This is a genomic window from Escherichia sp. E2586 (assembly GCF_005781105.1).
Classification (GTDB): Bacteria; Pseudomonadota; Gammaproteobacteria; order Enterobacterales; family Enterobacteriaceae; genus Escherichia.
This window is the reverse complement of sequence record NZ_VATN01000015.1, coordinates 105,337-130,408: the sequence shown is the minus strand read 5'-3', so window position 1 is coordinate 130,408 and position 25,072 is coordinate 105,337. Positions and strand designations below refer to the sequence as shown.

General features: G+C 52.5%; 28 protein-coding genes. 17 read left to right on the top strand and 11 right to left on the bottom strand.

From position 1 onward, the window contains the following. Positions 1-273 precede the first annotated feature (273 nt). From FEK50_RS16035 to FEK50_RS16000, 8 genes are all read left to right on the top strand, one after another. Positions 274-1,428, top strand: a complete 1,155-nt coding sequence (locus FEK50_RS16035; RefSeq protein WP_131160918.1) for an AgaS family sugar isomerase — start codon at positions 274-276, stop codon at positions 1,426-1,428. A gap of 12 nt (positions 1,429-1,440) precedes the next feature. After that, a complete protein-coding gene (gene kbaY, locus FEK50_RS16030) occupies positions 1,441-2,301 on the top strand; it encodes a tagatose-bisphosphate aldolase subunit KbaY (RefSeq protein ID WP_000022766.1) in 861 nt (286 codons plus the stop codon). Between the two features lie 166 nt (positions 2,302-2,467). Beyond that, positions 2,468-2,944: a PTS galactosamine transporter subunit IIB gene (agaB, locus tag FEK50_RS16025; RefSeq protein ID WP_131160917.1), complete on the top strand. Its 477-nt coding sequence runs from the start codon at positions 2,468-2,470 to the stop codon at positions 2,942-2,944. 38 nt (positions 2,945-2,982) lie between these two features. Beyond that, positions 2,983-3,786: a PTS galactosamine transporter subunit IIC gene (gene agaC, locus FEK50_RS16020; RefSeq protein WP_130204632.1), complete on the top strand. Its 804-nt coding sequence runs from the start codon at positions 2,983-2,985 to the stop codon at positions 3,784-3,786. Further along, the gene (agaD, locus tag FEK50_RS16015; protein ID WP_130204630.1) at positions 3,776-4,567 is read left to right on the top strand and encodes a PTS galactosamine transporter subunit IID; all 792 of its coding nucleotides are present in this window, start codon (positions 3,776-3,778) and stop codon (positions 4,565-4,567) included. Before agaC ends, agaD begins: the two co-directional genes overlap by 11 nt. Before the next feature lie 174 nt (positions 4,568-4,741). Beyond that, a complete protein-coding gene (locus tag FEK50_RS16010) occupies positions 4,742-5,509 on the top strand; it encodes a galactosamine-6-phosphate isomerase (RefSeq protein WP_130204654.1) in 768 nt (255 codons plus the stop codon). 36 nt (positions 5,510-5,545) lie between these two features. Further along, the gene (locus FEK50_RS16005) at positions 5,546-6,013 is read left to right on the top strand and encodes a type II toxin-antitoxin system RelE/ParE family toxin (protein ID WP_240780233.1); all 468 of its coding nucleotides are present in this window, start codon (positions 5,546-5,548) and stop codon (positions 6,011-6,013) included. Positions 6,014-6,015: 2 nt separating this feature from the next. After that, a complete protein-coding gene (locus FEK50_RS16000) occupies positions 6,016-6,318 on the top strand; it encodes a helix-turn-helix transcriptional regulator (protein WP_032281646.1) in 303 nt (100 codons plus the stop codon). A 42-nt stretch (positions 6,319-6,360) separates the two neighbouring features. Here the strand turns inward: FEK50_RS16000 and rsmI are convergent, their stop codons facing one another. Beyond that, a complete protein-coding gene (gene rsmI, locus FEK50_RS15995; RefSeq protein ID WP_000809258.1) occupies positions 6,361-7,224 on the bottom strand; it encodes a 16S rRNA (cytidine(1402)-2'-O)-methyltransferase in 864 nt (287 codons plus the stop codon). A gap of 64 nt (positions 7,225-7,288) precedes the next feature. On the opposite strand from rsmI, the gene lpoA reads away from it, so the two are divergent. The 4 genes from lpoA to dolP are packed head-to-tail and all read left to right on the top strand — an operon-like array spanning position 7,289 to position 10,873. Then, positions 7,289-9,325, top strand: coding sequence for a penicillin-binding protein activator LpoA (gene lpoA, locus FEK50_RS15990; RefSeq protein ID WP_131160916.1), 2,037 nt, complete (start codon positions 7,289-7,291; stop codon positions 9,323-9,325). Further along, entirely contained in the window at positions 9,283-9,678 is a 396-nt protein-coding gene (locus FEK50_RS15985; RefSeq protein ID WP_130204624.1) for a YraN family protein, read from the top strand. Before lpoA ends, FEK50_RS15985 begins: the two co-directional genes overlap by 43 nt. Before the next feature lie 19 nt (positions 9,679-9,697). Continuing rightward, positions 9,698-10,288 carry a DnaA initiator-associating protein DiaA gene (gene diaA, locus FEK50_RS15980; protein WP_001158034.1) on the top strand — a complete coding sequence of 197 codons (591 nt, stop codon included), beginning with the start codon at positions 9,698-9,700 and terminating at the stop codon, positions 10,286-10,288. Between the two features lie 9 nt (positions 10,289-10,297). Further along, the gene (gene dolP / locus FEK50_RS15975) at positions 10,298-10,873 is read left to right on the top strand and encodes a division/outer membrane stress-associated lipid-binding lipoprotein (protein ID WP_000646037.1); all 576 of its coding nucleotides are present in this window, start codon (positions 10,298-10,300) and stop codon (positions 10,871-10,873) included. A gap of 102 nt (positions 10,874-10,975) precedes the next feature. Here the strand turns inward: dolP and FEK50_RS15970 are convergent, their stop codons facing one another. Continuing rightward, positions 10,976-12,016 carry a permease gene (locus FEK50_RS15970; protein WP_131160915.1) on the bottom strand — a complete coding sequence of 347 codons (1,041 nt, stop codon included), beginning with the start codon at positions 12,014-12,016 and terminating at the stop codon, positions 10,976-10,978. A gap of 72 nt (positions 12,017-12,088) precedes the next feature. Then, positions 12,089-12,724, bottom strand: coding sequence for an NAD(P)H-binding protein (locus FEK50_RS15965; RefSeq protein ID WP_000084526.1), 636 nt, complete (start codon positions 12,722-12,724; stop codon positions 12,089-12,091). 127 nt (positions 12,725-12,851) lie between these two features. Here FEK50_RS15965 and yhbO point away from each other — a divergent pair, with 127 nt between their 5' ends. Then, positions 12,852-13,370, top strand: a complete 519-nt coding sequence (yhbO, locus tag FEK50_RS15960; RefSeq protein ID WP_131160914.1) for a protein/nucleic acid deglycase — start codon at positions 12,852-12,854, stop codon at positions 13,368-13,370. On the opposite strand, the gene FEK50_RS15955 is transcribed toward yhbO, so the two are convergent. After that, entirely contained in the window at positions 13,350-13,793 is a 444-nt protein-coding gene (locus tag FEK50_RS15955; RefSeq protein WP_130204618.1) for a YhbP family protein, read from the bottom strand. The two genes, yhbO and FEK50_RS15955, sit on opposite strands and share 21 nt — an antisense overlap. Positions 13,794-13,843: 50 nt before the next feature. Between FEK50_RS15955 and yhbQ the strand changes: the two genes are divergently transcribed. After that, complete coding sequence (yhbQ, locus tag FEK50_RS15950) at positions 13,844-14,146, top strand: DNA damage response exodeoxyribonuclease YhbQ (RefSeq protein WP_130204616.1); 303 nt, start codon at positions 13,844-13,846, stop codon at positions 14,144-14,146. Here yhbQ and FEK50_RS15945 read toward each other — a convergent pair. Beyond that, on the bottom strand, positions 14,133-14,636 hold the full coding sequence (locus FEK50_RS15945; RefSeq protein WP_000908553.1) for an N-acetyltransferase: 504 nt from the start codon (positions 14,634-14,636) through the stop codon (positions 14,133-14,135). The two genes, yhbQ and FEK50_RS15945, sit on opposite strands and share 14 nt — an antisense overlap. After that, positions 14,630-15,154 (bottom strand): SCP2 domain-containing protein, encoded by a 525-nt coding sequence (locus FEK50_RS15940; protein WP_046081285.1) that lies wholly within the window; start codon positions 15,152-15,154, stop codon positions 14,630-14,632. Before FEK50_RS15940 ends, FEK50_RS15945 begins: the two co-directional genes overlap by 7 nt. Before the next feature lie 208 nt (positions 15,155-15,362). Between FEK50_RS15940 and FEK50_RS15935 the strand changes: the two genes are divergently transcribed. The 3 genes from FEK50_RS15935 (at position 15,363) to FEK50_RS15925 (ending at position 18,333) form a co-directional block, all read left to right on the top strand. Further along, positions 15,363-16,358: a peptidase U32 family protein gene (locus tag FEK50_RS15935; RefSeq protein WP_130204614.1), complete on the top strand. Its 996-nt coding sequence runs from the start codon at positions 15,363-15,365 to the stop codon at positions 16,356-16,358. A gap of 8 nt (positions 16,359-16,366) precedes the next feature. Then, positions 16,367-17,245: a U32 family peptidase gene (locus tag FEK50_RS15930; protein WP_131160913.1), complete on the top strand. Its 879-nt coding sequence runs from the start codon at positions 16,367-16,369 to the stop codon at positions 17,243-17,245. Between the two features lie 80 nt (positions 17,246-17,325). After that, positions 17,326-18,333 (top strand): luciferase-like monooxygenase, encoded by a 1,008-nt coding sequence (locus FEK50_RS15925; protein WP_130260166.1) that lies wholly within the window; start codon positions 17,326-17,328, stop codon positions 18,331-18,333. 117 nt (positions 18,334-18,450) lie between these two features. On the opposite strand, the gene mtr is transcribed toward FEK50_RS15925, so the two are convergent. The 5 genes from mtr to pnp form a co-directional block, all read right to left on the bottom strand. Further along, on the bottom strand, positions 18,451-19,695 hold the full coding sequence (gene mtr / locus FEK50_RS15920; RefSeq protein WP_131160912.1) for a tryptophan permease: 1,245 nt from the start codon (positions 19,693-19,695) through the stop codon (positions 18,451-18,453). 153 nt (positions 19,696-19,848) lie between these two features. Further along, complete coding sequence (deaD, locus tag FEK50_RS15915; protein ID WP_130204606.1) at positions 19,849-21,750, bottom strand: ATP-dependent RNA helicase DeaD; 1,902 nt, start codon at positions 21,748-21,750, stop codon at positions 19,849-19,851. Then, a complete protein-coding gene (gene yrbN / locus FEK50_RS15910; RefSeq protein ID WP_010723222.1) occupies positions 21,743-21,823 on the bottom strand; it encodes a protein YrbN in 81 nt (26 codons plus the stop codon). The genes deaD and yrbN overlap by 8 nt, the downstream gene beginning before the upstream one ends. 106 nt (positions 21,824-21,929) lie before the next feature. Continuing rightward, positions 21,930-22,814, bottom strand: coding sequence for a lipoprotein NlpI (gene nlpI, locus FEK50_RS15905; protein WP_000802080.1), 885 nt, complete (start codon positions 22,812-22,814; stop codon positions 21,930-21,932). Between the two features lie 108 nt (positions 22,815-22,922). Further along, positions 22,923-25,058 (bottom strand): polyribonucleotide nucleotidyltransferase, encoded by a 2,136-nt coding sequence (pnp, locus tag FEK50_RS15900; RefSeq protein ID WP_001298330.1) that lies wholly within the window; start codon positions 25,056-25,058, stop codon positions 22,923-22,925. Between the last annotated feature and the right edge of the window lie 14 nt (positions 25,059-25,072).

The window sequence follows — 25,072 nt, the reverse complement described above, 5'->3', positions numbered from 1 at the left end:
GTCGGATGCGACGCTAACGCGTCTTATCCGACCTACGGCAGTGATTGCCAGGCCGAATAAGGCGTTAACGCCGCATGCGGAAATCCCTTTTACTTCCCTTATCTTTTCTTTCAACGATCACAGATTTCGTTTTATTTCCTTTTTCTCCATTGAACTTTCAGTTTCTTTTCTATAGATTTTAATCAACGAAAGAAATCACCAAGTGAAATGAAACGAAAGGCGAACGAAAGCTACCACGCCGGAAGTCAAGTTCATCAGACTAAGGATTGAGTTATGCCAGAAAATTACACCCCTGCTGCCGCGACCACCGGTACATGGACCGAAGAAGAGATCCGTCATCAGCCTCGCGCATGGATCCGTTCCCTCACCAACATCGACGCGTTACGTTCCGCGCTCAATAACTTCCTTGAACCGTTACTGCGCAAAGAGAATCTGCGGATCATCCTGACCGGAGCCGGAACCTCGGCATTTATCGGTGACATCATCGCGCCGTGGCTCGCCAGCCATACCGGTAAAAACTTCAGCGCCGTACCAACCACCGATCTGGTCACTAATCCGATGGACTACCTGAACCCAGCTCATCCGCTGCTGTTGATCTCCTTCGGGCGTTCCGGCAACAGCCCGGAAAGCGTTGCCGCCGTGGAACTGGCGAATCAGTTTGTACCCGAGTGCTATCACTTGCCGATCACCTGCAACGAAGCGGGCGATCTTTACCAAAACGCGATCAACAGCGACAACGCGTTCGCCCTGCTGATGCCCGCAGAAACGCACGATCGCGGCTTTGCGATGACCAGCAGCATTACCACCATGATGGCCAGCTGCCTCGCGGTTTTCGCACCTGAGACGATCAACAGCCAGAGCTTCCGCGATGTGGCGGATCGTTGCCAGGCGATCCTGACCTCACTGGGCGATTTCAGCGAAGGTGTGTTTGGTTACGCACCGTGGAAACGGATCGTTTATCTCGGTAGCGGTGGCTTACAGGGCGCAGCACGCGAGTCGGCGCTGAAAGTGCTGGAACTGACGGCGGGTAAACTGGCGGCCTTTTATGATTCCCCGACCGGATTCCGTCATGGCCCGAAATCGCTGGTCGATAACGAAACGTTGGTGGTGGTATTTATCTCCAGCCACCCTTACACCCGTCAGTATGATCTTGATCTGCTGGCAGAACTCCGCCATGACAACCAGGCAATGCGCGTAATCGCCATCGCCGCGGAAAGTAACGATGTTATCGCCGCTGGCCCGCATATCATCCTGCCGCCATCCCGTCACTTTATCGACGTTGAACAGGCATTTTGCTTCCTGATGTACGCCCAGACGTTTGCACTGATGCAGTCGTTGCACATGGGCAATACGCCGGATACCCCATCCGCCAGTGGCACCGTAAACCGCGTGGTGCAAGGCGTAATCATTCATCCGTGGCAGGCATAAGAGGATCGCATTATGAGCATTATCTCCACCAAATATCTGTTACAGGACGCCCAGGCCAATGGCTACGCGGTGCCAGCCTTTAACATTCATAACGCCGAGACGATCCAGGCGATCCTCGAAGTATGTAGCGAAATGCGATCGCCAGTGATCCTCGCCGGGACGCCGGGGACCTTTAAACATATTGCGCTAGAAGAGATCTACGCTCTGTGTAGCGCCTATTCCACAACCTACAACATGCCGCTGGCGCTGCATCTCGACCACCACGAATCACTCGATGATATTCGCCGAAAAGTCCACGCAGGCGTACGCAGTGCGATGATCGACGGCAGTCACTTCCCATTTGCCGAGAACGTGAAGCTGGTGAAATCGGTTGTCGACTTCTGCCACTCGCAGGATTGCAGCGTGGAAGCAGAACTGGGCCGTCTGGGCGGTGTTGAAGATGACATGAGCGTCGACGCCGAAAGTGCATTCCTGACCGATCCACAAGAAGCTAAACGCTTTGTCGAACTGACTGGCGTCGACAGCCTGGCGGTAGCGATTGGTACGGCGCACGGCTTATACAGCAAAACGCCGAAGATTGATTTCCAGCGGCTGGCGGAAATTCGTGAAGTGGTGGATGTTCCTCTGGTGCTGCATGGTGCCAGCGATGTTCCTGATGAATTTGTCCGCCGCACTATTGAGCTTGGTGTAACAAAAGTGAACGTTGCCACGGAATTGAAAATTGCCTTCGCAGGTGCGGTAAAAGCCTGGTTTGCGGAAAATCCGCAGGGTAATGATCCTCGTTATTATATGCGTGTCGGTATGGATGCGATGAAAGAAGTCGTCAGAAATAAAATTAATGTCTGTGGTTCAGCGAATCGAATTTCCGCGTAATCATTAATTTTATACGATTTTTCAGAATGCACTGCCCGATTAATATCGGGGAGTGCCTTAATGGTAAAGGAGATAACTAAACCTTAATAAATACATCAGTACAATATCGCAACAATAATATATTTAAAAAGATTATATTATTCAACTTTATGGTGAGGATTACACAATGAGCAGTCCAAATATTCTCTTAACCCGTATTGATAACCGTCTGGTTCATGGCCAGGTTGGCGTGACCTGGACATCCACTATCGGTGCGAATCTGCTGGTGGTCGTGGATGATGTCGTCGCTAACGATGATATTCAACAGAAATTGATGGGGATTACCGCAGAAACCTACGGCTTTGGCATTCGTTTCTTTACTATCGAAAAAACCATTAATGTTATCGGAAAAGCTGCGCCACATCAGAAGATCTTCCTGATTTGCCGTACGCCACAAACGGTACGTAAATTGGTCGAAGGTGGCATTGATCTGAAAAATGTCAACGTCGGTAATATGCATTTCTCGGAAGGGAAAAAGCAAATCAGCAGTAAAGTGTATGTCGATTCTCAAGATCTCACGGACTTACATTTTATTAAACAACGCGGCGTGAATGTTTTTATCCAGGACGTCCCCGGCGATCAAAAAGAACAAATTCCTGACTAAATTTAAAATCGCCTTAATATTGGTTTGAGGTAATAAAAATGCATGAAATAACCCTAATTCAGGGGCTATCCCTGGCGGCGTTAGTTTTCGTTCTGGGGATTGATTTTTGGCTGGAAGCCTTATTTTTATTCCGCCCGATAATCGTTTGTACCCTCACTGGCGCTATTCTCGGTGATATTCAGACTGGCTTAATTACCGGTGGTCTGACAGAGCTGGCTTTCGCCGGATTAACCCCTGCTGGTGGTGTTCAGCCGCCCAACCCGATTATGGCGGGTCTGATGACCACTGTCATTGCATGGTCTACGGGCGTTGATGCCAAAACGGCAATTGGTCTTGGCCTGCCGTTTAGTTTGTTAATGCAGTACGTCATTCTGTTCTTCTATTCGGCATTCTCATTATTTATGACCAAAGCCGATAAATGCGCGAAAGAGGCGGATACAGCAGCGTTTTCCCGACTTAACTGGACAACAATGCTGATTGTCGCTTTAGCGTATGCGGTGATTGCTTTCCTCTGTACTTACCTGGCGCAGGGCGCGATGCAGGCGCTGGTGAAGGCGATGCCCGCCTGGCTGACCCACGGCTTTGAAGTGGCTGGCGGCATTCTACCTGCCGTTGGTTTTGGTCTGCTGCTGCGCGTGATGTTCAAAGCGCAATATATCCCTTACCTGATCGCTGGTTTCCTGTTTGTTTGCTACATCCAGGTCAGCAACCTGTTGCCGGTTGCCGTGCTGGGCGCAGGCTTTGCGGTGTATGAGTTTTTCAATGCGAAATCCCGGCAGCAAGCGCAACCGCAGCCCGTTGCCAGTAAAAATGAAGAAGAGGACTACAGCAATGGGATCTGAAATCAGTAAAAAAGATATCACCCGTCTGGGCTTTCGTTCGTCGCTGCTGCAAGCAAGCTTTAACTACGAAAGGATGCAGGCGGGCGGTTTTACCTGGGCGATGTTGCCGATCCTGAAAAAGATTTATAAGGACGACAAACCGGGCTTAAGCGCGGCGATGAAAGATAACCTCGAATTTATTAATACCCATCCGAATCTGGTCGGATTCCTGATGGGATTGTTAATTTCGATGGAAGAGAAAGGGGAAAACCGCGACACCATTAAGGGTCTGAAAGTGGCGCTGTTTGGCCCAATCGCCGGGATTGGCGATGCGATTTTCTGGTTCACTTTGTTGCCGATTATGGCGGGAATTTGCTCATCATTTGCCAGCCAGGGAAACCTGCTGGGGCCGATTCTGTTCTTCGCCGTGTACCTGATTATCTTTTTCCTCCGCGTCGGCTGGACCCACGTTGGTTATTCGGTCGGCGTAAAGGCTATCGATAAAGTTAGAGAAAACTCGCAGATGATCGCCCGTTCGGCAACCATCCTCGGGATCACGGTAATTGGCGGGCTGATCGCTTCATATGTGCATATTAACGTGGTGACGTCGTTTGCTATCGACAGTACCCACAGCGTCGCTCTGCAACAGGATTTCTTCGATAAAGTCTTCCCGAATATTTTGCCGATGGCTTATACCCTGCTGATGTATTACTTCCTACGGGTGAAAAAAGCGCATCCGGTGCTGTTAATCGGCGTGACTTTTGTGCTTTCTATCGTTTGTTCCGCCTTCGGCATTTTATAAATAAAACGAGGCACTGCGTCTGGCGATGCCTCAGATTGTTAACAAAGATCGCTTTGTTCATGCCGGATGCGGCGTTACCGCCTTATCCGGCCTACAAAATCATGCAAATTCAATATATTGCAGAAACGATGTAGGCCTGATAAGCGTAGCGCATCAGGCAATTTTGCGTTTGCCATCGGTCTGAGCATCGCACCTGACGGAGCCTCTTTACTTAAGGAATTTCATCCTGTGCAAATCCTTCAGCAAGTTGAAAACTATACGGCGTTAAGTGAACGCGCCAGCGAATATTTATTGGGTGTGATTCGTAGTAAACCGAACGCCGTGATCTGCCTGGCGACCGGAGCCACGCCATTACTGACGTATTATTATCTGGTGGAGAAAATCCACCAGCAGCATGTTGATGTCAGCCAGCTGACCTTCGTCAAGCTCGACGAATGGGTGGATCTGCCATTAACCCTGCCCGGCACCTGCGAAACCTTCCTTCAGCAACATATCGTACAGCCGCTGGGGCTACGTGAAGACCAGTTCATCAGCTTTCGCTCTGAAGATATTAACGAGACGGAGTGTGAGCGGGTAACGAACCTGATTGCGCTCAAAGGTGGTATCGATTTGTGCGTACTTGGACTGGGGAAAAACGGTCATCTGGGGCTGAACGAGCCGGGAGAAAGCCTGCAACCGGCCTGCCATATCAGCCAACTTGATGCCAGAACGCAGCAACATGAAATGTTAATAACCGCGGGTCGCCCCGTAACCCGGGGGATCACCTTAGGACTGAAGGATATTCTCAATGCCCGCGAAGTTTTGCTACTGGTGACTGGCGAAGGAAAGCAGGATGCAACAGCGCGTTTTCTCACGGCTAAAGTCTCCACCGCTATCCCGGCTTCGTTTTTATGGCTGCATAACCATTTCACATGCGTGATTGATGAGATGTGTCGTCGTTAACATTCTCTTTTGCCCGGCAAAATAAGAAAAGTGCTCATGAGTTTTGAGCACTTCGTTCCGGTTCAGTATGAACGTCCTCCGTTATTATGCCATCACAATGTAAACCTAAAGGTTGACAAAAAGATGGTGAAAAATCAGACTAACAAAAAACGTGATAAAAATTTTCCAGTCATGCTGTTAAGTGTGGCCAGAAAGGAATTGTTTGATCTTAGTGCAATCGATCGAGCGGAATTCATTGCTGCTATTGACGATTTCGAAGAGTTAGGTCCCTGCTCTTCCCTGGTGAATACCGAAAAAGTTCAAGGGGATATGTATGAAATTAAAACACATAGTCAGAGCCATTGGTTAAGGGGTTTTTATTTTCACTTTCATCAAGGGCTATGGGTCATCACACATATCTTTGCTAAAAAAACGAACAAAACGCCTAAAGCCAACATCGAGTTAGGTTTAGCACGTTATAAGGCCTTACTTTCGACAAACAAAGCAAGCCTCCAGGAGAAATAGAAATGAAGAAAAATAACGAGTTACATCACTGGGAAGACGTGAAAACAGAATTACTTAAGGACGAGGCAACCGCTAATGCTCTTGATGTTGTTGTACAACGCAAAGCGGTTCTTTCCCAACTCGTGGAAAAACGCAAAGCCCTCAATCTGAGCCAAACCGCCGTGGCGAAGCAACTTGGTGTTACCCGACAAGCGGTGAGTAAATTTGAAAAAGGAGAAAGTTCACCAACATTAGATGTTGTTTTTAGCTATGCAAATGCTATCGGCATCGATCTGTTCGGCTCACTAAAAAGACTGATTGTTTAGCAAGTGGCCCCTGGGTTCTTCAAACGGGGCCACGGAGAGATATCACTCCCCTTGCTGCTCCAGCGCGTACTTATACAGCGCGTTTTTCTTCACGCCGTGAATTTCTGCTGCCAGCGCCGCCGCTTTTTTCAGCGGAAGCTCGGCCTGTAACAGCGCCAGCGTGCGCAGTGCATCGGCGGGTAAGTCGTCTTCCTGCGCCTTATGGCCTTCGACAATCAGCACCATTTCGCCTTTGCGGCGGTTTTCATCTTCCTTTACCCACGCCAGCAGCTCGCCAACGGGCGCGCCGTGAATGGTTTCCCAGGTTTTGGTGAGCTCACGAGCCAGCACCACGTAGCGCGATTCGCCCAATACCGCAACGATATCTTCCAGGCTATCTAACAGACGGTGGGTCGATTCATAAAAAATCAGCGTACGTGGTTCCGCTTCAATGGCTTTCAACGCATCGCGACGACCTTTTGATTTGGCAGGCAGGAAGCCTTCATAACAAAAACGATCGGATGGTAAACCCGCAGCGCTTAACGCAGTGATGGCAGCACATGGCCCCGGTAGTGGCACTACGCGAATCCCCGCTTCACGGCAGGTTCGCACCAGATGGTAGCCCGGGTCGTTTATCAGCGGCGTTCCAGCATCGGAAACCAGCGCAATGTTTTGCCCCTCTTGCAGCTTCGCCAGCAGCGTTTCGGCTTTTTGTTGTTCATTATGGTCATGAAGCGCGAACAACCGGGCGTTTATCCCAAAATGTTGCAGCAGTAAACCGGTATGACGGGTATCCTCGGCAGCAATCAGATCAACGGCCTGCAATACCTCAAGCGCACGCTGGGTAATGTCCGCCAGATTACCGATTGGCGTAGGTACAATATAGAGCTGGCCTTGAGAATTATCCGCCGATTGGTGTTGTTTCATTGTGTCGTCCGTATTGCCGATTTAATATTGAGCATTGCGTAAAAAAAATATCACTGGATACATTATGGTACCCTCAACATTTTCTCGTTTGAAAGCCGCGCGTTGTCTGCCTGTTGTTCTGGCAGCCCTAATTTTCGCCGGTTGTGGCACCCATACCCCCGATCAGTCCACTGCCTACATGCAGGGGACGGCGCAGGCCGATTCTGCCTTTTATCTACAGCAGATGCAGCAAAGCTCTGATGATACCAGGATCAACTGGCAATTACTCGCCATTCGTGCACTGGTGAAAGAAGGCAAAACCGGGCAAGCGGTGGAGTTGTTTAACCAACTACCGCAAGAACTAAACGATACCCAGCGTCGCGAGAAAACGCTGCTGGCGGTAGAAATCAAGCTGGCGCAAAAAGATTTTACTGGCGCACAGACCTTGTTGGCAAAAATCACACCAACCGATTTAGAACAAAATCAGCAGGCGCGCTACTGGCAGGCGAAAATCGATGCCAGCCAGGGACGTCCTTCCATGGAATTACTGCGTGCGTTAGTCGCCCAAGAACCTCTGCTCGGCGCGAAGGAAAAGCAACAGAATATTGACGCTACCTGGCAAGCGCTATCGTCCATGCCCCAACAGCAGGCGAATACGCTGGTGATTAACGCCGACGAAAATATCCTGCAAGGCTGGCTGGATCTGCAACGCGTCTGGTTTGATAACCGTAACGATCCCAACATGATGAAAGCCGGGATCGCCGACTGGCAAAAACGTTATCCGAACAACCCGGGCGCGAAAATGCTGCCAACACAGTTGGTAAACGTAAAAGCTTTCAAACCAGCGTCAACCAATAAAATCGCCCTGCTGCTGCCGTTGAATGGTCAGGCTGCGGTATTTGGTCGCACAATTCAACAAGGCTTTGAAGCGGCGAAAAACATTGGCACTCAGCCAGTGACCGCCCAGGTAGCTACCGCGCCTGCCGCTGACGTGGCAGAACAACCCCAGCCACAAACCGTGGATGGCGTTGCCAGCCCGGCACAAGCCTCGGTTAGCGATCTAACGGGTGAAGAAACCGCAGCGCAGCCGGTGCCTGTAAGCGCCCCTGCGGCAAGTACTGCGGCGGTAAGCACGCCAGCGAATCCAGCCGCAGAACTGAAAATCTACGATACCTCTTCACAACCGCTTAGCCAGATCTTAAGCCAGGTTCAGCAAGACGGCGCGAGCATTGTGGTCGGTCCGCTGCTGAAAAATAATGTTGAGGAGTTGCTGAAGAGCAACACTCCACTGAACGTTCTGGCGCTGAATCAGCCGGAAAATATCGAAAACCGCGCTAATATCTGTTACTTCGCGCTATCGCCGGAAGATGAAGCACGCGATGCGGCACGTCATATTCGTGACCAGGGGAAACAGGCGCCGCTGGTGCTGATCCCGCGCAGTTCGCTTGGCGACCGCGTAGCAAACGCCTTCGCGCAAGAGTGGCAGAAATTGGGTGGCGGTACCGTTCTGCAACAAAAATTTGGTTCCATCAGCGAATTACGCGCGGGCGTGAATGGCGGCTCCGGCATCGCTTTAACGGGTAGCCCGATTACCCCCAGAGCGACAACTGATTCCGGCATGACCACAAACAATCCGACGCTGCAAACCACACCAACCGATGACCAGTTCACTAATAACGGTGGTCGTGTCGACGCGGTCTATATTGTGGCAACGCCGGGCGAAATCGCTTTCGTCAAACCGATGATCGCCATGCGTAACGGCAGCCATAGCGGCGCAACGCTGTACGCCAGTTCCCGCAGCGCACAAGGCTCCGCTGGCCCTGATTTCCGACTTGAGATGGAAGGATTACAGTACAGCGAGATCCCGATGCTGGCAGGCGGTAATCTGCCGTTAATGCAGCAGGCGCTCAGCGCGGTGAATAACGATTATTCGCTGGCTCGCATGTATGCAATGGGTGTTGATGCATGGTCGCTGGCAAATCATTTCTCACAAATGCGCCAGGTTCAGGGTTTTGAAATCAACGGTAATACCGGAGGTCTGACGGCTAACCCGGATTGCGTGATTAACAGGAAGTTATCATGGCTACAGTACCAACAAGGTCAGGTAGTCCCCGCCAGTTAACCACTAAACAGACCGGCGATGCGTGGGAAGTACAAGCGCGTCGCTGGCTGGAAGGCAAAGGACTGCGGTTTATCGCCGCTAACGTGAACGAGCGTGGCGGCGAGATCGATCTGATAATGCGTGAAGGCCAGACCACCGTTTTTGTCGAAGTGCGCTACCGCCGCTCTGCCCTATACGGCGGCGCGGTAGCCAGTGTGACCCGCAGCAAACAACACAAATTATTACAGACTGCCCGCTTGTGGCTCGCGCGTCATAATGGGAGTTTTGATACTGTGGATTGCCGGTTCGATGTGGTAGCCTTCACCGGGAATGAGGTTGAGTGGATTAAGGATGCCTTTAATGACCACTCATAATTAAGGTTTAAGGATTAGCGTGCAAGAAAGAATTAAAGCTTGCTTCACTGAAAGCATTCAAACTCAAATTGCGGCGGCAGAGGCGCTTCCGGATGCCATCTCCCGTGCAGCCATGACGCTGGTTCAGTCTCTGCTCAATGGCAACAAAATCCTCTGTTGTGGTAATGGAACCTCCGCTGCCAACGCACAGCATTTTGCTGCCAGCATGATCAACCGTTTCGAAACGGAGCGGCCCAGCCTACCTGCCATTGCACTAAATACTGATAATGTTGTCTTAACGGCGATTGCCAACGATCGCTTACATGATGAAGTGTATGCAAAACAAGTACGGGCGCTGGGGCATGCGGGAGATGTATTGTTAGCCATTTCTACTCGCGGTAACAGCCGCGATATCGTAAAAGCTGTTGAAGCCGCCGTTACGCGTGATATGACCATTGTGGCATTGACCGGCTATGACGGCGGTGAACTTGCAGGTTTGTTAGGGCCACAGGATGTGGAGATCCGCATTCCTTCGCATCGTAGTGCTCGCATTCAGGAAATGCATATGCTGACGGTAAATTGCCTGTGCGATCTGATCGATAACACGCTTTTCCCTCACCAGGATGATTAAGGAGAATAAATGAAGGCATTATCGCCAATCGCGGTCCTTATTTCCGCGCTGCTGTTGCAAGGTTGTGTTGCCGCTGCCGTAGTGGGTACCGCTGCTGTGGGTACCAAAGCCGCAACTGACCCACGCAGTGTCGGTACCCAGGTGGACGATGGTACTCTGGAAGTGCGCGTGAACAGCGCATTGTCGAAAGACGAACAGATTAAGAAAGAAGCGCGCATTAATGTAACGGCCTATCAGGGCAAAGTGCTGCTGGTTGGGCAGTCACCAAACTCTGAACTTTCGGCTCGCGCCAAACAAATTGCTATGGGCGTAGATGGCGCGAATGAAGTGTATAACGAGATTCGTCAGGGCCAGCCGATTGGTCTGGGCGAAGCATCTAACGATACGTGGATCACCACCAAAGTGCGTTCGCAGCTCTTAACCAGCGATCTGGTGAAATCGTCCAACGTGAAAGTGACTACCGAAAACGGTGAAGTGTTCCTGATGGGGCTGGTGACTGAACGTGAAGCGAAAGCAGCGGCAGATATTGCCAGCCGGGTTAGCGGCGTGAAGCGTGTAACCACAGCGTTTACGTTTATTAAATAGCAGCCCCTTGTAATGCCTGATGCGACGCTTGCCGCGTCTTATCAGGCCTACAACGATACAAAACGTAGGCCGGATAAGGCGCTCGCGCCGCATCCGGCATATTTAGAACAACAGCGCCAGCCCGCCGACAATCACGCCTGACACTGCCACCATCGCCCCCGTCAGCCATAAGGCTTTCGCCGGAAACGCTTTACGCAACATTATCAACGACGGCAAACTTACCGCTGGAAGCGTCATCAACAATGCCAGCGCCGGAGCAGTTCCCATACCTGCCAGCATCATCGTTTGTACAATCGGAATTTCTGCTGCCGTGGGAATGACAAACAAGCATCCCGCTACCGCCATCGCCATTACCCACATCAGGCTGTTATCGACAGCGCCATCGGCATGGGGGAATAACCAGACGCGAGCGGCACCCAACGCCAGTACTGCAAGGATATAAACCGGGATCGTACTCCAGAAAAGCGTCCATAGCGCCCTGCCCCAGCGGCTAAAAAACCCGCCCTGCACTTCCGGCATGTCAATTTCGACTGGCATCTGCGTTTGCGGTGTTTCACGCACCCATTTTTGCACCAGCGTCGCAATCAGCAACACCATCACCAGCCCCGCCACCAGACGAATCGCGGCAAAGCCCCAGCCGAGGACAAATCCCATAAACACCAGCGTCGCCGGGTTTAACAACGGATTCCCCATCCAGAATGCCAGCGCACCGCCCATCGACACCTGTTGGCGACGCATTCCCGCCGCGACCGGAGCCGCACAGCAGGTACACATCATACCCGGCAGCGAAAACAGCGTTCCCAGCAGCGTGCCGCGAAAGCGCGATTGCCCAAGCGTGCGCAGCAGCCAGTCACGCGGGATCAGCACCTGAATCAACGAGCCGAGGATCACACCCAGCACCGCCGCTTTCCATACCGCGAGGAAATAGATCATCGCGTAATCCAACGCCGCTTGCCACGGATTAGCATCCGCCTGCGCAAGGATAGATTTACCGATACTGTGGGTTTCAGCGGCAGTAAAGGCTTTGCCGTAGTAAGGTTGCCATTTCACATACCAGAGACCGGCAATGACAACGAGAAAGAAAAGCGCGGGTTTCCACCACTGAATGGGCGTTGCCGCCTGAGATGAAGACTGACCAGTCATAGCATTCCCCAGGAATAAGTTATGATAATTGAGCGCGTGAATATTACGCTCACTATCAATTCTTGGGAATAATTATTCAGCTCTTTTGCGTAATTCTGAAGAGCTTAAAATGGTCACACCTTCATGCTCTGGCCGCATCGCCTCTGCCAGCATGACCCGCGCCACGTCTCTCGCATCAATGGATTTCCAGTTACCGGGTAACAAACGGAACAGCGGCGCAAAAAGCGTTTCGTTCATTCGCTGTTTGCTACGGTCACCCAGCAACATCGACGGGCGAGCGATGGTTAGTTTCGGCCAGTTCTGGGCAATTAAGGCTTCTTCCATCTCCCCTTTGACGCGGTTATAGAAAAACGGCGAGTGGGCATTGGCACCCATAGCACTAACCACCAGCATATGCTGAGCGCCCAGTCGCCGCCCGGTTAATGCGGTGTCCACAACCAGCGTGTAATCGGCATGAATAAACGCCTCTTTGCTCCCCGCTTCCCGCCGCGTGGTGCCGAGACAACAAAACACAATGTCGATGGGATCGGTGACCTGCGCCAGCGCGTCGGTCAGTTGCGGATCATGGGGATTAAACACGCCAGGCATATCGCCCAACGGGCGTCGCGTCGGCGCGGCTATGGCGTTAACTTTCGGTTCATTAATCAACATCCGCAGCAGGTGACCGCCCACCAGCCCCGTTGCGCCTGTAATCAGTACCTGACTCATCTTCGCTCCTTTACAGAATTGTCCGCCTTGCGCTCCCTGGTACATGCACCAGGCTTAATAGTCTACGAGGTAATTATCCCCGATCGTGAGAAATTCGCCTCATCCAATGCAACAACGCGGAGGAAACATGAGTAAGAAGATTGCCGTTTTAATCACTGATGAATTTGAGGATTCAGAATTCACTTCACCCGCAGACGAGTTCCGTAAAGCCGGACACGAAGTGATTACCATTGAAAAACAAGCGGGTAAAACGGTGAAAGGCAAAAAAGGAGAAGCCAGCGTGACCATCGATAAATCCATCGATGAAGTGACACCCGCAGAGTTTGATGCCCTGCTGCTACCGGGCGGTCATTCACCGGATTATCTGCGTGGCGACAACCGTTTTGTCACCTTTACCCGAGATTTTGTGAATAGCGGCAAACCGGTTTTCGCCATCTGTCACGGCCCACAGCTGCTGATCAGCGCCGATGTGATTCGGGAACGCAAACTGACCGCCGTTAAACCGATCATTATTGATGTTAAAAACGCGGGCGCGGAATTTTACGATCAGGAAGTGGTGGTCGATAAAGATCAGCTGGTTACCAGCCGAACACCGGACGATTTGCCAGCGTTTAACCGCGAGGCGTTACGCCTGCTCGGTGCCTGAATTACGTAGCCAAATCATTTTTTTACCAAAGCCCAGCGTATTGTCGGTGAATTTGATTTCATCGAGCCGGATTTCCCACACCGGCGCCGACAGCATTCGGGCAACCGGAAAGCGACGATTGTACGCCTTGCGCGCGTGGTCGCTTTCCTCACCTTCCAGCCTGCGGATCTCGCCTTTAAACTGCACGCCGCGAATTAACGCTACCGTTTTCGGCTGCCCGTTTACCGTTCCGGCAACCGCCGCCTGCGGCCCGCTCATCTGCGCGTGGCGCGTTTTTTCTTCCGTCAAAATGTAGAAGGCAACTTTCTGCGCATCAAAAAGATAAAAGGCATTAGCGCACCAGAGTTCCCCTTCCTGCTGCACACACCAGGTGACAACATGTTGTTTTGCCAGCCAACGGCTGATGGCGGTGAGTGTTTCCATTGCTGTTCTCTTTTATACTGTGGGCCAGACCTTAACATGTGACGCAGACGATGACACCCTGGTTTCTTTACTTGATCCGTACCGCCGACAATAAGCTTTATACCGGGATCACCACGGATGTCGAACGCCGCTATCAGCAACATCAGAGCGGCAAAGGGGCAAAAGCACTGCGTGGGAAAGGTGAACTAACGCTGGCGTTTTCCGCGCCAGTGGGTGACCGTTCGCTGGCACTACGGGCGGAATATCGCGTTAAGCAACTGACCAAACGGCAAAAAGAGCGTCTGGTAGCGGAAGGCGCAGGGTTTGCAGAGTTATTAAGGAGTCTGCAAACCCCGGAGATTAAAAGCGATTGAAGTGATCGTGATACTCAACCAGTCCGGTTACGCCGTTCAGCGCGTCATCCGCTAAACGATGTACCTGGAAGGCGCTTTCAGTGCCCGGCCAGCGACAACGCAAATCGTGATGCGCAGCCAGCTCAAAGCCGAAACGACTGTACAGCGCAGGATCGCCCAGCGTCACCACTGCGGCATAGCCGAACTCATTAAGCGAATCGAGTCCTTCATAGACCAGTTGGCGTGCCAGCCCCTGTCCACGGTATTTTTCATCAACCGCCAACGGAGCCATGCCGACCCATTGTAGGTCTTCGCCCTGCACATCAACCGGACTGAATGCCACATAGCCAATGACCTGACCTTCGTCATCTGTCGCCACCAGGCCCAGCGTCAGAAAGCCATCTTCACGCAGATCGTGAACCAGCTTCGCTTCCGCATCGCTTTCGAATGAACGACGCAGCAGGGCATCAATACCCGGCGCATCAATGGGAATTTCTACTCGAATTAGCATGGTTCACCTACCGATGTCTGTTTGGTTTCAGGCGCGGTTTTCATTCCCGCCTCAACAAAATCCGCCAGTTGCAGCAGCATCATACGTAAGGCTTTCGGCATCTGCTCCAGTTCAATGGCGTCCATCAGGTTTTTCACATACAGCCCCAGCTCCGTATCGCCTTCAATCATCAGCCGACGCTGGAAGAAGAGCGTGTCTGGATCTTGTTTACGCGCCGCAATCATCAGCAGATCGCTGGCGTCGGCACTAAAACTCACATCAGCTTGCGCGTTCTGGCTGACAACCAGTTTGCCATTCACCACCGAGGTAAACCATTGCAGGTCAATATCACGCACATGAATACTTAACCAGCGGCCTTCAAGAAACTCCAGCTCGCCGTCGTCCAGCGCCTGACGGAATTGCCAGCTTAAGACCTGCTCAAGAACCTGGCGTTTAAGCGCAAATGGCGTCAGTTTTACCGGTACACTCAACAGAGATGGCCCCAAATGCACAATGCGGGAACGCAGTTTATCCAACACGAGTTTTACTCCCTGCTTCAACAATCATCCTATTTTGCCATATTGGAAAAATAACATGGCGGTATAAATCAACAATTCCATATGAAATTGCTGCTACCACCAATACAACTTTAACTGCCTTAAATCAAAAATTGTCGCAGCAGGGTTAACTAAAATCCCAGTTCGTTAACATTTTTGCGCTTTGACTGCGCAACCTTCAGGAAAAATTATGGAGCTGCTCTGCCCTGCCGGAAATCTCCCGGCGCTTAAGGCGGCCATCGAAAACGGCGCAGATGCTGTTTATATCGGGCTAAAAGATGATACTAATGCCCGTCACTTCGCCGGCCTTAACTTTACCGAGAAAAAATTGCAGGAAGCGGTGAGTTTTGTTCATCAACATCACCGCAAACTTCACATCGCAATTAACACTTTTGCGCATCCGGACGGTTACGCCCGTTGGCAGCGCGCCGTGGATATGGCGGCGCAGCTGGGTGCCGACGCGCTGATCCTCGCCGACCTCGCCATGCTGGAGTACGCCGCCGAGCGATACCCGCATATTGAGCGTCATGTGTCAGTGCAGGCTTCGGCAACCAATGAAGAGGCGATTAACTTCTATCATCGCCATTTTGACGTTGCCCGCGTGGTGCTACCGCGCGTGTTGTCGATTCATCAGGTGAAACAACTGGCGCGGGTTACCCCTGTACCGCTGGAAGTGTTCGCTTTCGGCAGCCTGTGCATTATGTCGGAAGGGCGTTGCTACCTGTCGTCGTATCTGACGGGGGAATCGCCCAACACCGTGGGCGCGTGTTCTCCGGCCCGCTTCGTGCGCTGGCAACAAACGCCGCAGGGGCTGGAATCCCGCCTGAACGAAGTGCTGATCGACCGTTATCAGGACGGCGAAAACGCAGGTTATCCGACGCTGTGTAAAGGGCGTTATCTGGTGGACGGCGAGCGTTATCACGCGCTTGAAGAACCAACCAGTCTCAATACCCTGGAACTGCTGCCGGAGTTAATGGCGGCAAATATTGCTTCGGTGAAAATTGAAGGCCGCCAGCGTAGCCCGGCGTATGTCAGCCAGGTGGCGAAAGTCTGGCGTCAGGCTATCGACCGTTGTAAGGCCGATCCGCAAAACTTCATACCGCAAAGCGCGTGGATGGAGACGCTCGGGTCGATGTCCGAAGGCACGCAGACCACCCTTGGCGCGTATCACCGTAAATGGCAGTGAGAAAAGCAATGAAATATTCCTTAGGGCCGGTGCTGTGGTACTGGCCAAAAGAGACGCTGGAAGAATTTTATCAGCAGGCCGCAGCCAGCAGCGCCGACGTGATTTATCTTGGTGAAGCGGTATGCAGCAAGCGCCGGGCAACCAAAGTTGGCGACTGGCTGGAGATGGCAAAATCGCTCGCCGGAAGTGGCAAGCAGATTGTGCTCTCCACGCTGGCGCTGGTGCAGGCATCCTCCGAACTGGGCGAACTGAAACGCTATGTTGAGAACGGTGAGTTTCTGATTGAAGCCAGCGATCTCGGCGTGGTGAATATGTGCGCTGAGCGCAAACTGCCGTTCGTCGCCGGGCATGCGCTGAACTGCTACAACGCGGTGACGCTGAAAATATTGCTTAAACAGGGCATGGTGCGCTGGTGTATGCCGGTGGAACTTTCCCGCGACTGGCTGGTGAATCTGCTTAATCAGTGCGATGAACTGGGCATTCGCAACCAGTTTGAAGTGGAAGTCTTGAGCTACGGTCATCTGCCACTGGCCTACTCCGCCCGCTGCTTTACCGCGCGTTCGGAAGACCGCCCGAAAGATGAGTGTGAAACCTGCTGCATTAAGTATCCGAACGGGCGCAACGTGCTGTCGCAGGAAAACCAACAAGTGTTTGTACTCAACGGCATTCAGACCATGAGCGGCTACGTTTACAACCTCGGTAACGAGCTGGCATCCATGCAGGGATTGGTTGATGTGGTCCGCCTGTCACCGCAGGGTACTGACACTTTCGCGATGCTCGACGCCTTCCGCGCCAATGAAAATGGCGCTGCGCCACTGCCGTTGACGGCAAACAGCGACTGTAACGGCTACTGGAGACGGCTGGCCGGGCTGGAGCTGCAAGCGTAAGTAAATAGCTCACTTTGTTAACAAGTTTAACTACTCTTTAATGCAGTATTAAAGATTAATCGGTAACAAAGTGAGCTGTTATGACTGATAAAACCATTCCGTTTTCGCTACTCGATCTGGCCCCCATCCCCAAAGGTTCTTCAGCACGAGAAGCGTTCTCCCACTCTCTCGACCTCGCTCGTCTGGCTGAAAAGCGCGGCTATCATCGCTACTGGCTGGCGGAACACCACAATATGACCGGCATTGCCAGTGCTGCAACGTCGGTATTGATTGGCTATCTGGCGGCGAATACCACCACGCTGCATCTGGGTTCCGGCGGCGTGATGTTGCCTAACCACTCACCGTTGGTCATTGCCGAACAGTTCGGCACGCTTAATACACTCTATCCGGGGCGAATCGATTTAGGGCTGGGACGTGCTCCAGGTAGCGATCAGCGGACAATGATGGCGCTACGTCGTCATATGAGCGGCGATATTGATAATTTCCCCCGCGATGTCGCAGAACTGGTGGACTGGTTTGACGCCCGCGATCCCAATCCGCATGTGCGCCCGGTACCGGGCTATGGTGAGAAAATCCCGGTGTGGTTGCTAGGCTCCAGCCTTTACAGTGCGCAACTGGCAGCGCAGCTTGGTCTGCCGTTCGCGTTTGCCTCACACTTCGCGCCGGATATGCTGTTCCAGGCGCTGCATCTTTATCGCAGCAACTTCAAACCATCGGCACGGCTGGAAAAACCGTACGCGATGGTGTGCATCAATATTATCGCCGCCGACAGCAACCGCGATGCCGAATTCCTGTTTACCTCGATGCAGCAAGCCTTTGTGAAGCTGCGCCGCGGCGAAACCGGGCAACTGCCGCCGCCGATTCAAAATATGGATCAGTTCTGGTCGCCGTCCGAGCAGTATGGCGTGCAGCAGGCACTGAGTATGTCGCTGGTGGGCGATAAAGCGAAAGTGCGTCATGGTTTGCAGTCGATCCTGCGCGAAACCGACGCCGATGAGATTATGGTTAACGGGCAGATTTTCGACCACCAGGCGCGCCTGCATTCGTTTGAGCTGGCGATGGACGTTAAGGAAGAGTTGTTGGGATAGTGTGTTTTAACGCGGGAAGCCTTATCCGAGCTGGCAACGCTGTCCTACGTAGGCCTGATAAGCGAAGCACATCAGGCATTGTGTAGGCAGCAGACATGTCGGATAAGGCACCGCTGATTACTGATACACCGGCAGCAAATTAAAGCTCGATAAAATATGGAGCAATGCGTTACCAACGCCAAACACCAGAATCAGCACAATCATCGGTTTGCCGCCCCAGACGCGGAATTTCGGGCTGCCAAAGCGTTTACGCGATGCGCGGGCCAACAGCGCCGGAACAATTGCCGCCCAGATGGTAGCCGCTAAACCGGCATAACCAATGGCGTACAGGAATCCGTTCGGGAACAGCAGACCACCCACGACAGGCGGGGCAAAGGTCAGCAATGCTGTTTTCAAACGGCCCATAGCCGAGTCGTCGAAACCAAACAGATCTGCCAGATAGTCAAACAAACCCAGCGTTACGCCAAGGAACGAACTCGCTACCGCAAAGTTTGAGAACACGACCAGCAGAAGGTCCAGGCTACGGCTGTTCAGCACGCCGCTTAATGCCTGTACCAGCACATCAATATTGCCGCCCTTCTCGGCGATGCCGATAAACTCCGGACGAGGGATGTTACCCATCGTCGCCAACAACCAGATGGTATACAGCGCCAGCGCCATCAGCGTACCGTACACCAGGCATTTCACGATGGTTTTCGGATCTTTGCCGTAATACTTCATCAGGCTTGGCACGTTTCCGTGATAACCAAATGACGCCAGGCAGAACGGCAGGGTCATCAGCAAATACGGCGCATAAGACGCATTGCTTTCGGCGACGTTGAACAATGTCGCAGGCTGCACATGCCCCAGCAGGCTACCGAAGGTGAGGAAGAAGGTAATGACTTTCGCCCCCAGCACAATCGCCGTCATCCGGCTGACCGCTTTGGTGCTCAACCACACCACAAACGCCACCAACAGTGCAAAACCAAAACCCGCCGCGCGTGCCGGGACGTTCAGCGACATCTCCGCGAAGGTGTGATGCAGAATCGAACCACTGGCAGAAATATAGGCATAAGTCAGGATATAGAGCACAAAGGCAATGGAAATGCCGTTGACCACGTTCCAGCCTTTGCCCAGCAAATCTTTGGTGATGGTGTCAAAACTCGAACCGATTCGGTAATTCAGGTTAGCTTCCAGAATCATCAAGCCGGAATGCAGCATACAGAACCAGGTGAAGATCAGCGCCGCCATTGACCAGAAGAACCACGCACCGGACATGACCACTGGCAGAGAAAACATCCCTGCGCCAATAATGGTGCCGCCGATAATCACCACGCCGCCAAGCAGCGACGGTGACGTTTGGGTGGTGGTTAGTGTTGCCATGTGGTCTTCTCTCCAGTGAAAAATAGTGCGACTGCGTTGTTATGCATTGCACTGTACCAGTACACGAGTACAAAAGACAGAAAAAAAGCCCCGATTGTTAAAATCGGGGCTGTATATATTATTTTACAGATTATGTTCGCTGTTCAGCGATGATTACGCATCACCACCGAAACGACGGCGACCGGTAGAGTCATCACGACGCGGTGCGCGGCCTTCACGACGTTCGCCGCTAAAACGACGACCATCACCACGACCACCTTCACGGCGTTCACCGCTGAAGTTACGACCGCCTTCACGACCACCTTCACGACGCTCACCACTGAAACCACGACCACCGCCACGACGCTCACCGCCAGTATGCGGCTGTGCATCGCCCAGTAACTGCATGTTCATCGGCTTGTTGAGAATGCGAGTGCGCGTAAAGTGTTGCAGCACTTCACCCGGCATACCTTTCGGCAGTTCGATGGTGGAGTGAGAAGCAAACAGCTTGATGTTACCGATGTAACGGCTGCTGATGTCGCCTTCGTTAGCAATCGCGCCAACGATATGACGAACTTCAACACCATCATCACGGCCCACTTCAATGCGGTACAGCTGCATATCGCCAACGTCACGACGTTCACGACGCGGACGATCTTCACGGTCGCCGCGCGGGCCACGGTCGTTACGATCGCGCGGACCACGATCATCACGGTCACGGAATTCACGTTTCGGACGCATCGGCGCATCTGGCGGAACAATCAGAGTACGTTCACCCTGTGCCATTTTCAGCAGTGCGGCTGCCAGAGTTTCGAGATCCAGCTCTTCACCTTCTGCAGTCGGCTGAATTTTGCTCAGCAGTGCGCGGTATTGATCCAGATCGCTGCTTTCCAGCTGCTGCTGTACTTTAGCGGCGAATTTTTCCAGACGGCGTTTGCCCAGCAGTTCTGCGTTCGGCAGTTCTACTTCCGGAATAGTCAGCTTCATAGTACGTTCAATGTTGCGCAGCAGGCGACGCTCGCGGTTCTCAACGAACAGCAGCGCGCGGCCAGCACGCCCCGCACGACCGGTACGACCGATACGGTGAACGTAAGACTCAGAATCCATCGGGATATCGTAGTTAACCACCAGGCTGATACGCTCAACGTCCAGGCCACGGGCCGCAACGTCGGTCGCAATCAGGATGTCCAGACGACCATCTTTCAGGCGTTCCAGTGTCTGCTCACGCAGCGCCTGGTTCATGTCACCGTTCAGCGCGGCGCTGTTGTAGCCGTTACGCTCAAGAGCTTCAGCCACTTCCAGAGTCGCGTTTTTGGTACGAACGAAGATAATCGCCGCATCAAAATCTTCCGCTTCCAGGAAACGTACCAGTGCTTCGTTTTTACGCATGCCCCAGACAGTCCAGTAGCTCTGGCTGATGTCAGGACGGGTCGTTACGCTGGACTGAATGCGCACTTCCTGCGGCTCTTTCATAAAGCGGCGGGTAATGCGACGAATCGCTTCCGGCATGGTTGCAGAGAACAGAGCGGTCTGATGACCTTCCGGGATCTGCGCCATAATGGTTTCAACGTCTTCGATGAAGCCCATGCGCAGCATTTCGTCAGCTTCATCCAGAACCAGACCGCTCAGTTTAGAGAGGTCCAGAGTGCCACGTTTCAGGTGGTCCAGCAGACGGCCCGGAGTACCGACAACGATCTGCGGCCCCTGACGCAGGGCGCGTAATTGCACGTCATAACGCTGGCCGCCGTACAGGGCAACCACGTTTACGCCGCGCATGTGTTTAGAGAAATCCGTCATTGCTTCAGCAACCTGTACCGCCAGTTCGCGGGTCGGTGCCAGCACCAGAATCTGTGGTGCTTTCAGCTCAGGATCAAGATTCTGCAGCAGAGGTAAAGAGAATGCTGCAGTTTTTCCGCTCCCCGTCTGGGCCATACCCAGAACGTCGCGGCCATTCAGCAGATGTGGAATACACTCTGCCTGAATTGGAGATGGTTTTTCGTAACCCAGATCGTTAAGGGCTTCAAGGATAGGAGCCTTCAGGCCCAGATCTGCAAAAGTGGTTTCGAATTCAGCCATGTAGTACGTGTGCCTCAAAATTAATGGCGGCCAGTCTACATAACTCATCATGAAATTGATCAGCAATTTTCATTGAAAAGTGTGAACCGGCTCAAAGTAGGTGTATTAACGAACAACAACGCCCTCACCCGTTAAGGTGATGGCAATCAAATAAGATTACGGGCTGATGTGTACGTCAGCTATTGCTGGTCCGATTCTGCCAGGTCATCTTGGTCCTGGCCCAGGAGCGATAATTCCAACAATGCGTATCGGTGCTCAACAAAGTTATGAACGTTGTTGGCAACCGCCAGTTTGAACAGTGCCGTGGCGCTGTCCAAATCCCCCAGACTTAGGTAGTACTTACCTAAATAGAAGTTGGTTTCACTGAGATGCTCAGCGAGCGAGGTGTTATCCGTTGCGTCCGCCTTGAGCCTTTCCATTAACGTTTGTTCGCTAATGTTGCCCAGGTAGAACTCGACAATGTTCCATCCCCACTGTTCCTTGTCCGATTTTTCGAAGTGCTGTTTCAACACTTCTTTAGCCTGCTTCTCATCGAGCTTCTGCTCGGCGAGATAAAGCCACAGACTACGGAAAGGATCATTGGGATCGTCTTGATAAAACGCCAGCAGATCATCTTGCGCTAACTTGTCACGACCGCCGTAATATAATGCGATCCCGCGATTCAAGTGCGCGTAGTTGTAAGTTGGATCAAGCTCAAGTACAGAATCAAACGCTTCATAGGCAGCATCAAAATTGCCTGCCTGCGTTAAATATATGCCTAAGTAATTGAATACTTCAGGCATATCCGGTCGGATTGCCAGCGCTTGCGAAAAATCGTTACGCGCTAATGCCCTCAGACCGAGACTATCATACAACACTCCGCGCTCATATAAAAGCTGTGCGCGTTCGTCATCGGTTAAAGCCCGACTGGCAAGGATTTGTTCCATACGTGCCAGAATCACTTCCTGCTGTAAAGTCGGTTGCAATGGTACCGCGAGGACTTCACTTTTACGCCAGGAAGTATTACTGCATCCTGCAAGCGTAAGTGCTGTCGCAACGAAACACCAGCGCAAAAAAGGCTTCATTTCCCACTCCCGAAGACCACGGTTGAATGAACGTCCTGTTCCCGGTTGCTAACAAGGCGTCCTGCCCGGTTAAAAGCCCCCCGCCGCAGCGGAGGGCAAATGGCAACCTTACTCGCCCTGTTCAGCAGCCGGAGCTTCCGGTGCTGCAGCAGGTTGAGACTGCTCAGTCGCTTCTTTAATGCTCAGACGGATACGGCCCTGGCGATCAACTTCCAGAACTTTCACCGGTACTTCCTGACCCATCTGCAGGTAATCGGTCACTTTCTCAACGCGTTTGTCAGCGATTTGAGAGATGTGTACCAGACCTTCTTTACCGCCGCCGATGGCAACAAATGCGCCAAAGTCAACGATACGGGTCACTTTACCATTGTAGACGCGGCCCACTTCGATTTCTGCAGTGATCTCTTCGATACGACGAATAGCGTGTTTCGCTTTCTCGCCGTCGGTCGCTGCGATCTTCACAGTACCGTCATCTTCAATTTCGATGGTGGTGCCGGTTTCTTCGGTCAGAGCACGGATTACAGAACCGCCTTTACCGATAACATCTTTGATCTTGTCCGGGTTGATCTTGATGGTATGGATACGCGGTGCGAACTCAGAGATATCGCCACGCGGCGCGTTGATCGCCTGTTCCATTACACCCAGGATGTGCAGACGCGCACCTTTAGCCTGGTTCAGCGCAACCTGCATGATCTCTTTGGTGATACCTTCAATTTTGATATCCATCTGCAATGCAGAGATACCGTCGCGGGAACCCGCAACTTTGAAGTCCATATCGCCCAGGTGATCTTCGTCACCCAAAATGTCAGACAGTACAACGTAGTTGTCGCCTTCTTTCACCAGACCCATCGCGATACCCGCAACGGCAGCTTTGATCGGCACACCTGCGTCCATCAGCGCCAGAGACGCGCCGCACACGGAAGCCATAGAAGAGGAACCGTTGGATTCGGTGATTTCAGACACAACACGTACGGTGTACGGGAATTTGTCCATATCCGGCATTACTGCCAGCACGCCGCGCTTCGCCAGACGACCGTGACCAATTTCACGACGCTTCGGAGAACCGACCATGCCGGTTTCACCTACGGAGTACGGAGGGAAGTTGTAGTGGAACAGGAAGGTGTCAGTACGTTCGCCCATCAGTTCATCAAGAACTTGCGCGTCACGTGCAGTACCCAGCGTTGCGGTAACCAGCGCCTGCGTTTCACCACGGGTGAACAGCGCAGAACCGTGAGTACGCGGCAGCACGCCAGTACGCACATCCAGACCACGGATCATATCTTTTTCACGACCGTCGATACGCGGTTCGCCTGCCAGTACGCGGCTACGAACAACATTTTTCTCGATAGCGTGCAGAATTTCACCTAGTTCGTTTTCGTCCAGAGTTTCATCTTCAGCAAGCAGCGTCGCGATGGTTTCAGATTTGATGACGTCAACCTGCGCATAACGCTCTTGTTTGTCGGTGATGCGGTAAGCATCGCTCAGACGAGCTTCAGCCAGTGCAGCAACGCGCGCGTTCAGCGCTTCGTTTACCGGCTCCGGCTGCCAGTCCCAACGCGGTTTACCGGCTTCTTTCACCAGTTCATTGATGTTCTGAATAACAACCTGCTGTTGTTCATGACCGAACACTACTGCGCCCAGCATCTGGTCTTCGCTCAGCAGTTCAGCTTCAGATTCAACCATCAGCACAGCAGCTTCCGTACCGGCAACAACCAGGTCCAGTTTGCTCTCTTTCAGCTCGTCCTGAGTCGGGTTCAGTACGTACTGGTCATTGATGTAACCTACGCGGGCAGCACCAATCGGACCATTGAACGGAATACCAGACAGAGACAGTGCTGCGGAAGCACCAATCATCGCGACGATATCCGGGTTAACCTGCGGGTTAACAGAAACCACGGTGGCGATAACCTGAACTTCGTTGACGAAGCCTTCCGGGAACAGCGGGCGAATCGGGCGGTCAATCAGACGCGCGATCAGGGTTTCGCCTTCGCTTGGGCGGCCTTCACGACGGAAGAAGCTACCCGGGATACGACCAGCAGCGTAGGTACGCTCCTGATAGTTAACGGTCAGTGGGAAGAAGTCCTGACCTGGTTTGGCTTTTTTCTGGCCGACAACGGTAACAAATACCGCGGTGTCATCCATGCTAACCATAACAGCGGCAGTGGCTTGACGCGCCATCATGCCGGTTTCCAGAGTCACGGTGTGTTGGCCGTACTGGAATTTACGAACGATCGGATTAAGCAATGTAATACCCTTTT

Bases quoted from the DNA above. Each gene is read 5' to 3' on its own strand.
- nlpI (WP_000802080.1), bottom strand. From the start codon at position 22,814: ATGAAGCCTTTTTTGCGCTGGTGTTTCGTTGCGACAGCACTTACGCTT.
- FEK50_RS15955 (WP_130204618.1), bottom strand. From the start codon at position 13,793: ATGGAAACACTCACCGCCATCAGCCGTTGGCTGGCAAAACAACATGTT.
- yrbN (WP_010723222.1), bottom strand. From the start codon at position 21,823: ATGAAAATTGCTGATCAATTTCATGATGAGTTATGTAGACTGGCCGCC.
- deaD (WP_130204606.1), bottom strand. From the start codon at position 21,750: ATGGCTGAATTCGAAACCACTTTTGCAGATCTGGGCCTGAAGGCTCCT.
- FEK50_RS15945 (WP_000908553.1), bottom strand. From the start codon at position 14,636: ATGCTAATTCGAGTAGAAATTCCCATTGATGCGCCGGGTATTGATGCC.
- FEK50_RS15965 (WP_000084526.1), bottom strand. From the start codon at position 12,724: ATGAGTCAGGTACTGATTACAGGCGCAACGGGGCTGGTGGGCGGTCAC.
- FEK50_RS16005 (WP_240780233.1), top strand. From the start codon at position 5,546: ATGAGTTTTGAGCACTTCGTTCCGGTTCAGTATGAACGTCCTCCGTTA.
- mtr (WP_131160912.1), bottom strand. From the start codon at position 19,695: ATGGCAACACTAACCACCACCCAAACGTCACCGTCGCTGCTTGGCGGC.
- yhbQ (WP_130204616.1), top strand. From the start codon at position 13,844: ATGACACCCTGGTTTCTTTACTTGATCCGTACCGCCGACAATAAGCTT.
- agaC (WP_130204632.1), top strand. From the start codon at position 2,983: ATGCATGAAATAACCCTAATTCAGGGGCTATCCCTGGCGGCGTTAGTT.
- dolP (WP_000646037.1), top strand. From the start codon at position 10,298: ATGAAGGCATTATCGCCAATCGCGGTCCTTATTTCCGCGCTGCTGTTG.
- FEK50_RS15925 (WP_130260166.1), top strand. From the start codon at position 17,326: ATGACTGATAAAACCATTCCGTTTTCGCTACTCGATCTGGCCCCCATC.
- agaB (WP_131160917.1), top strand. From the start codon at position 2,468: ATGAGCAGTCCAAATATTCTCTTAACCCGTATTGATAACCGTCTGGTT.
- kbaY (WP_000022766.1), top strand. From the start codon at position 1,441: ATGAGCATTATCTCCACCAAATATCTGTTACAGGACGCCCAGGCCAAT.
- FEK50_RS16000 (WP_032281646.1), top strand. From the start codon at position 6,016: ATGAAGAAAAATAACGAGTTACATCACTGGGAAGACGTGAAAACAGAA.
- lpoA (WP_131160916.1), top strand. From the start codon at position 7,289: ATGGTACCCTCAACATTTTCTCGTTTGAAAGCCGCGCGTTGTCTGCCT.
- FEK50_RS16035 (WP_131160918.1), top strand. From the start codon at position 274: ATGCCAGAAAATTACACCCCTGCTGCCGCGACCACCGGTACATGGACC.
- rsmI (WP_000809258.1), bottom strand. From the start codon at position 7,224: ATGAAACAACACCAATCGGCGGATAATTCTCAAGGCCAGCTCTATATT.
- FEK50_RS15930 (WP_131160913.1), top strand. From the start codon at position 16,367: ATGAAATATTCCTTAGGGCCGGTGCTGTGGTACTGGCCAAAAGAGACG.
- FEK50_RS15935 (WP_130204614.1), top strand. From the start codon at position 15,363: ATGGAGCTGCTCTGCCCTGCCGGAAATCTCCCGGCGCTTAAGGCGGCC.
- agaD (WP_130204630.1), top strand. From the start codon at position 3,776: ATGGGATCTGAAATCAGTAAAAAAGATATCACCCGTCTGGGCTTTCGT.
- FEK50_RS15985 (WP_130204624.1), top strand. From the start codon at position 9,283: ATGGCTACAGTACCAACAAGGTCAGGTAGTCCCCGCCAGTTAACCACT.
- FEK50_RS15970 (WP_131160915.1), bottom strand. From the start codon at position 12,016: ATGACTGGTCAGTCTTCATCTCAGGCGGCAACGCCCATTCAGTGGTGG.
- yhbO (WP_131160914.1), top strand. From the start codon at position 12,852: ATGAGTAAGAAGATTGCCGTTTTAATCACTGATGAATTTGAGGATTCA.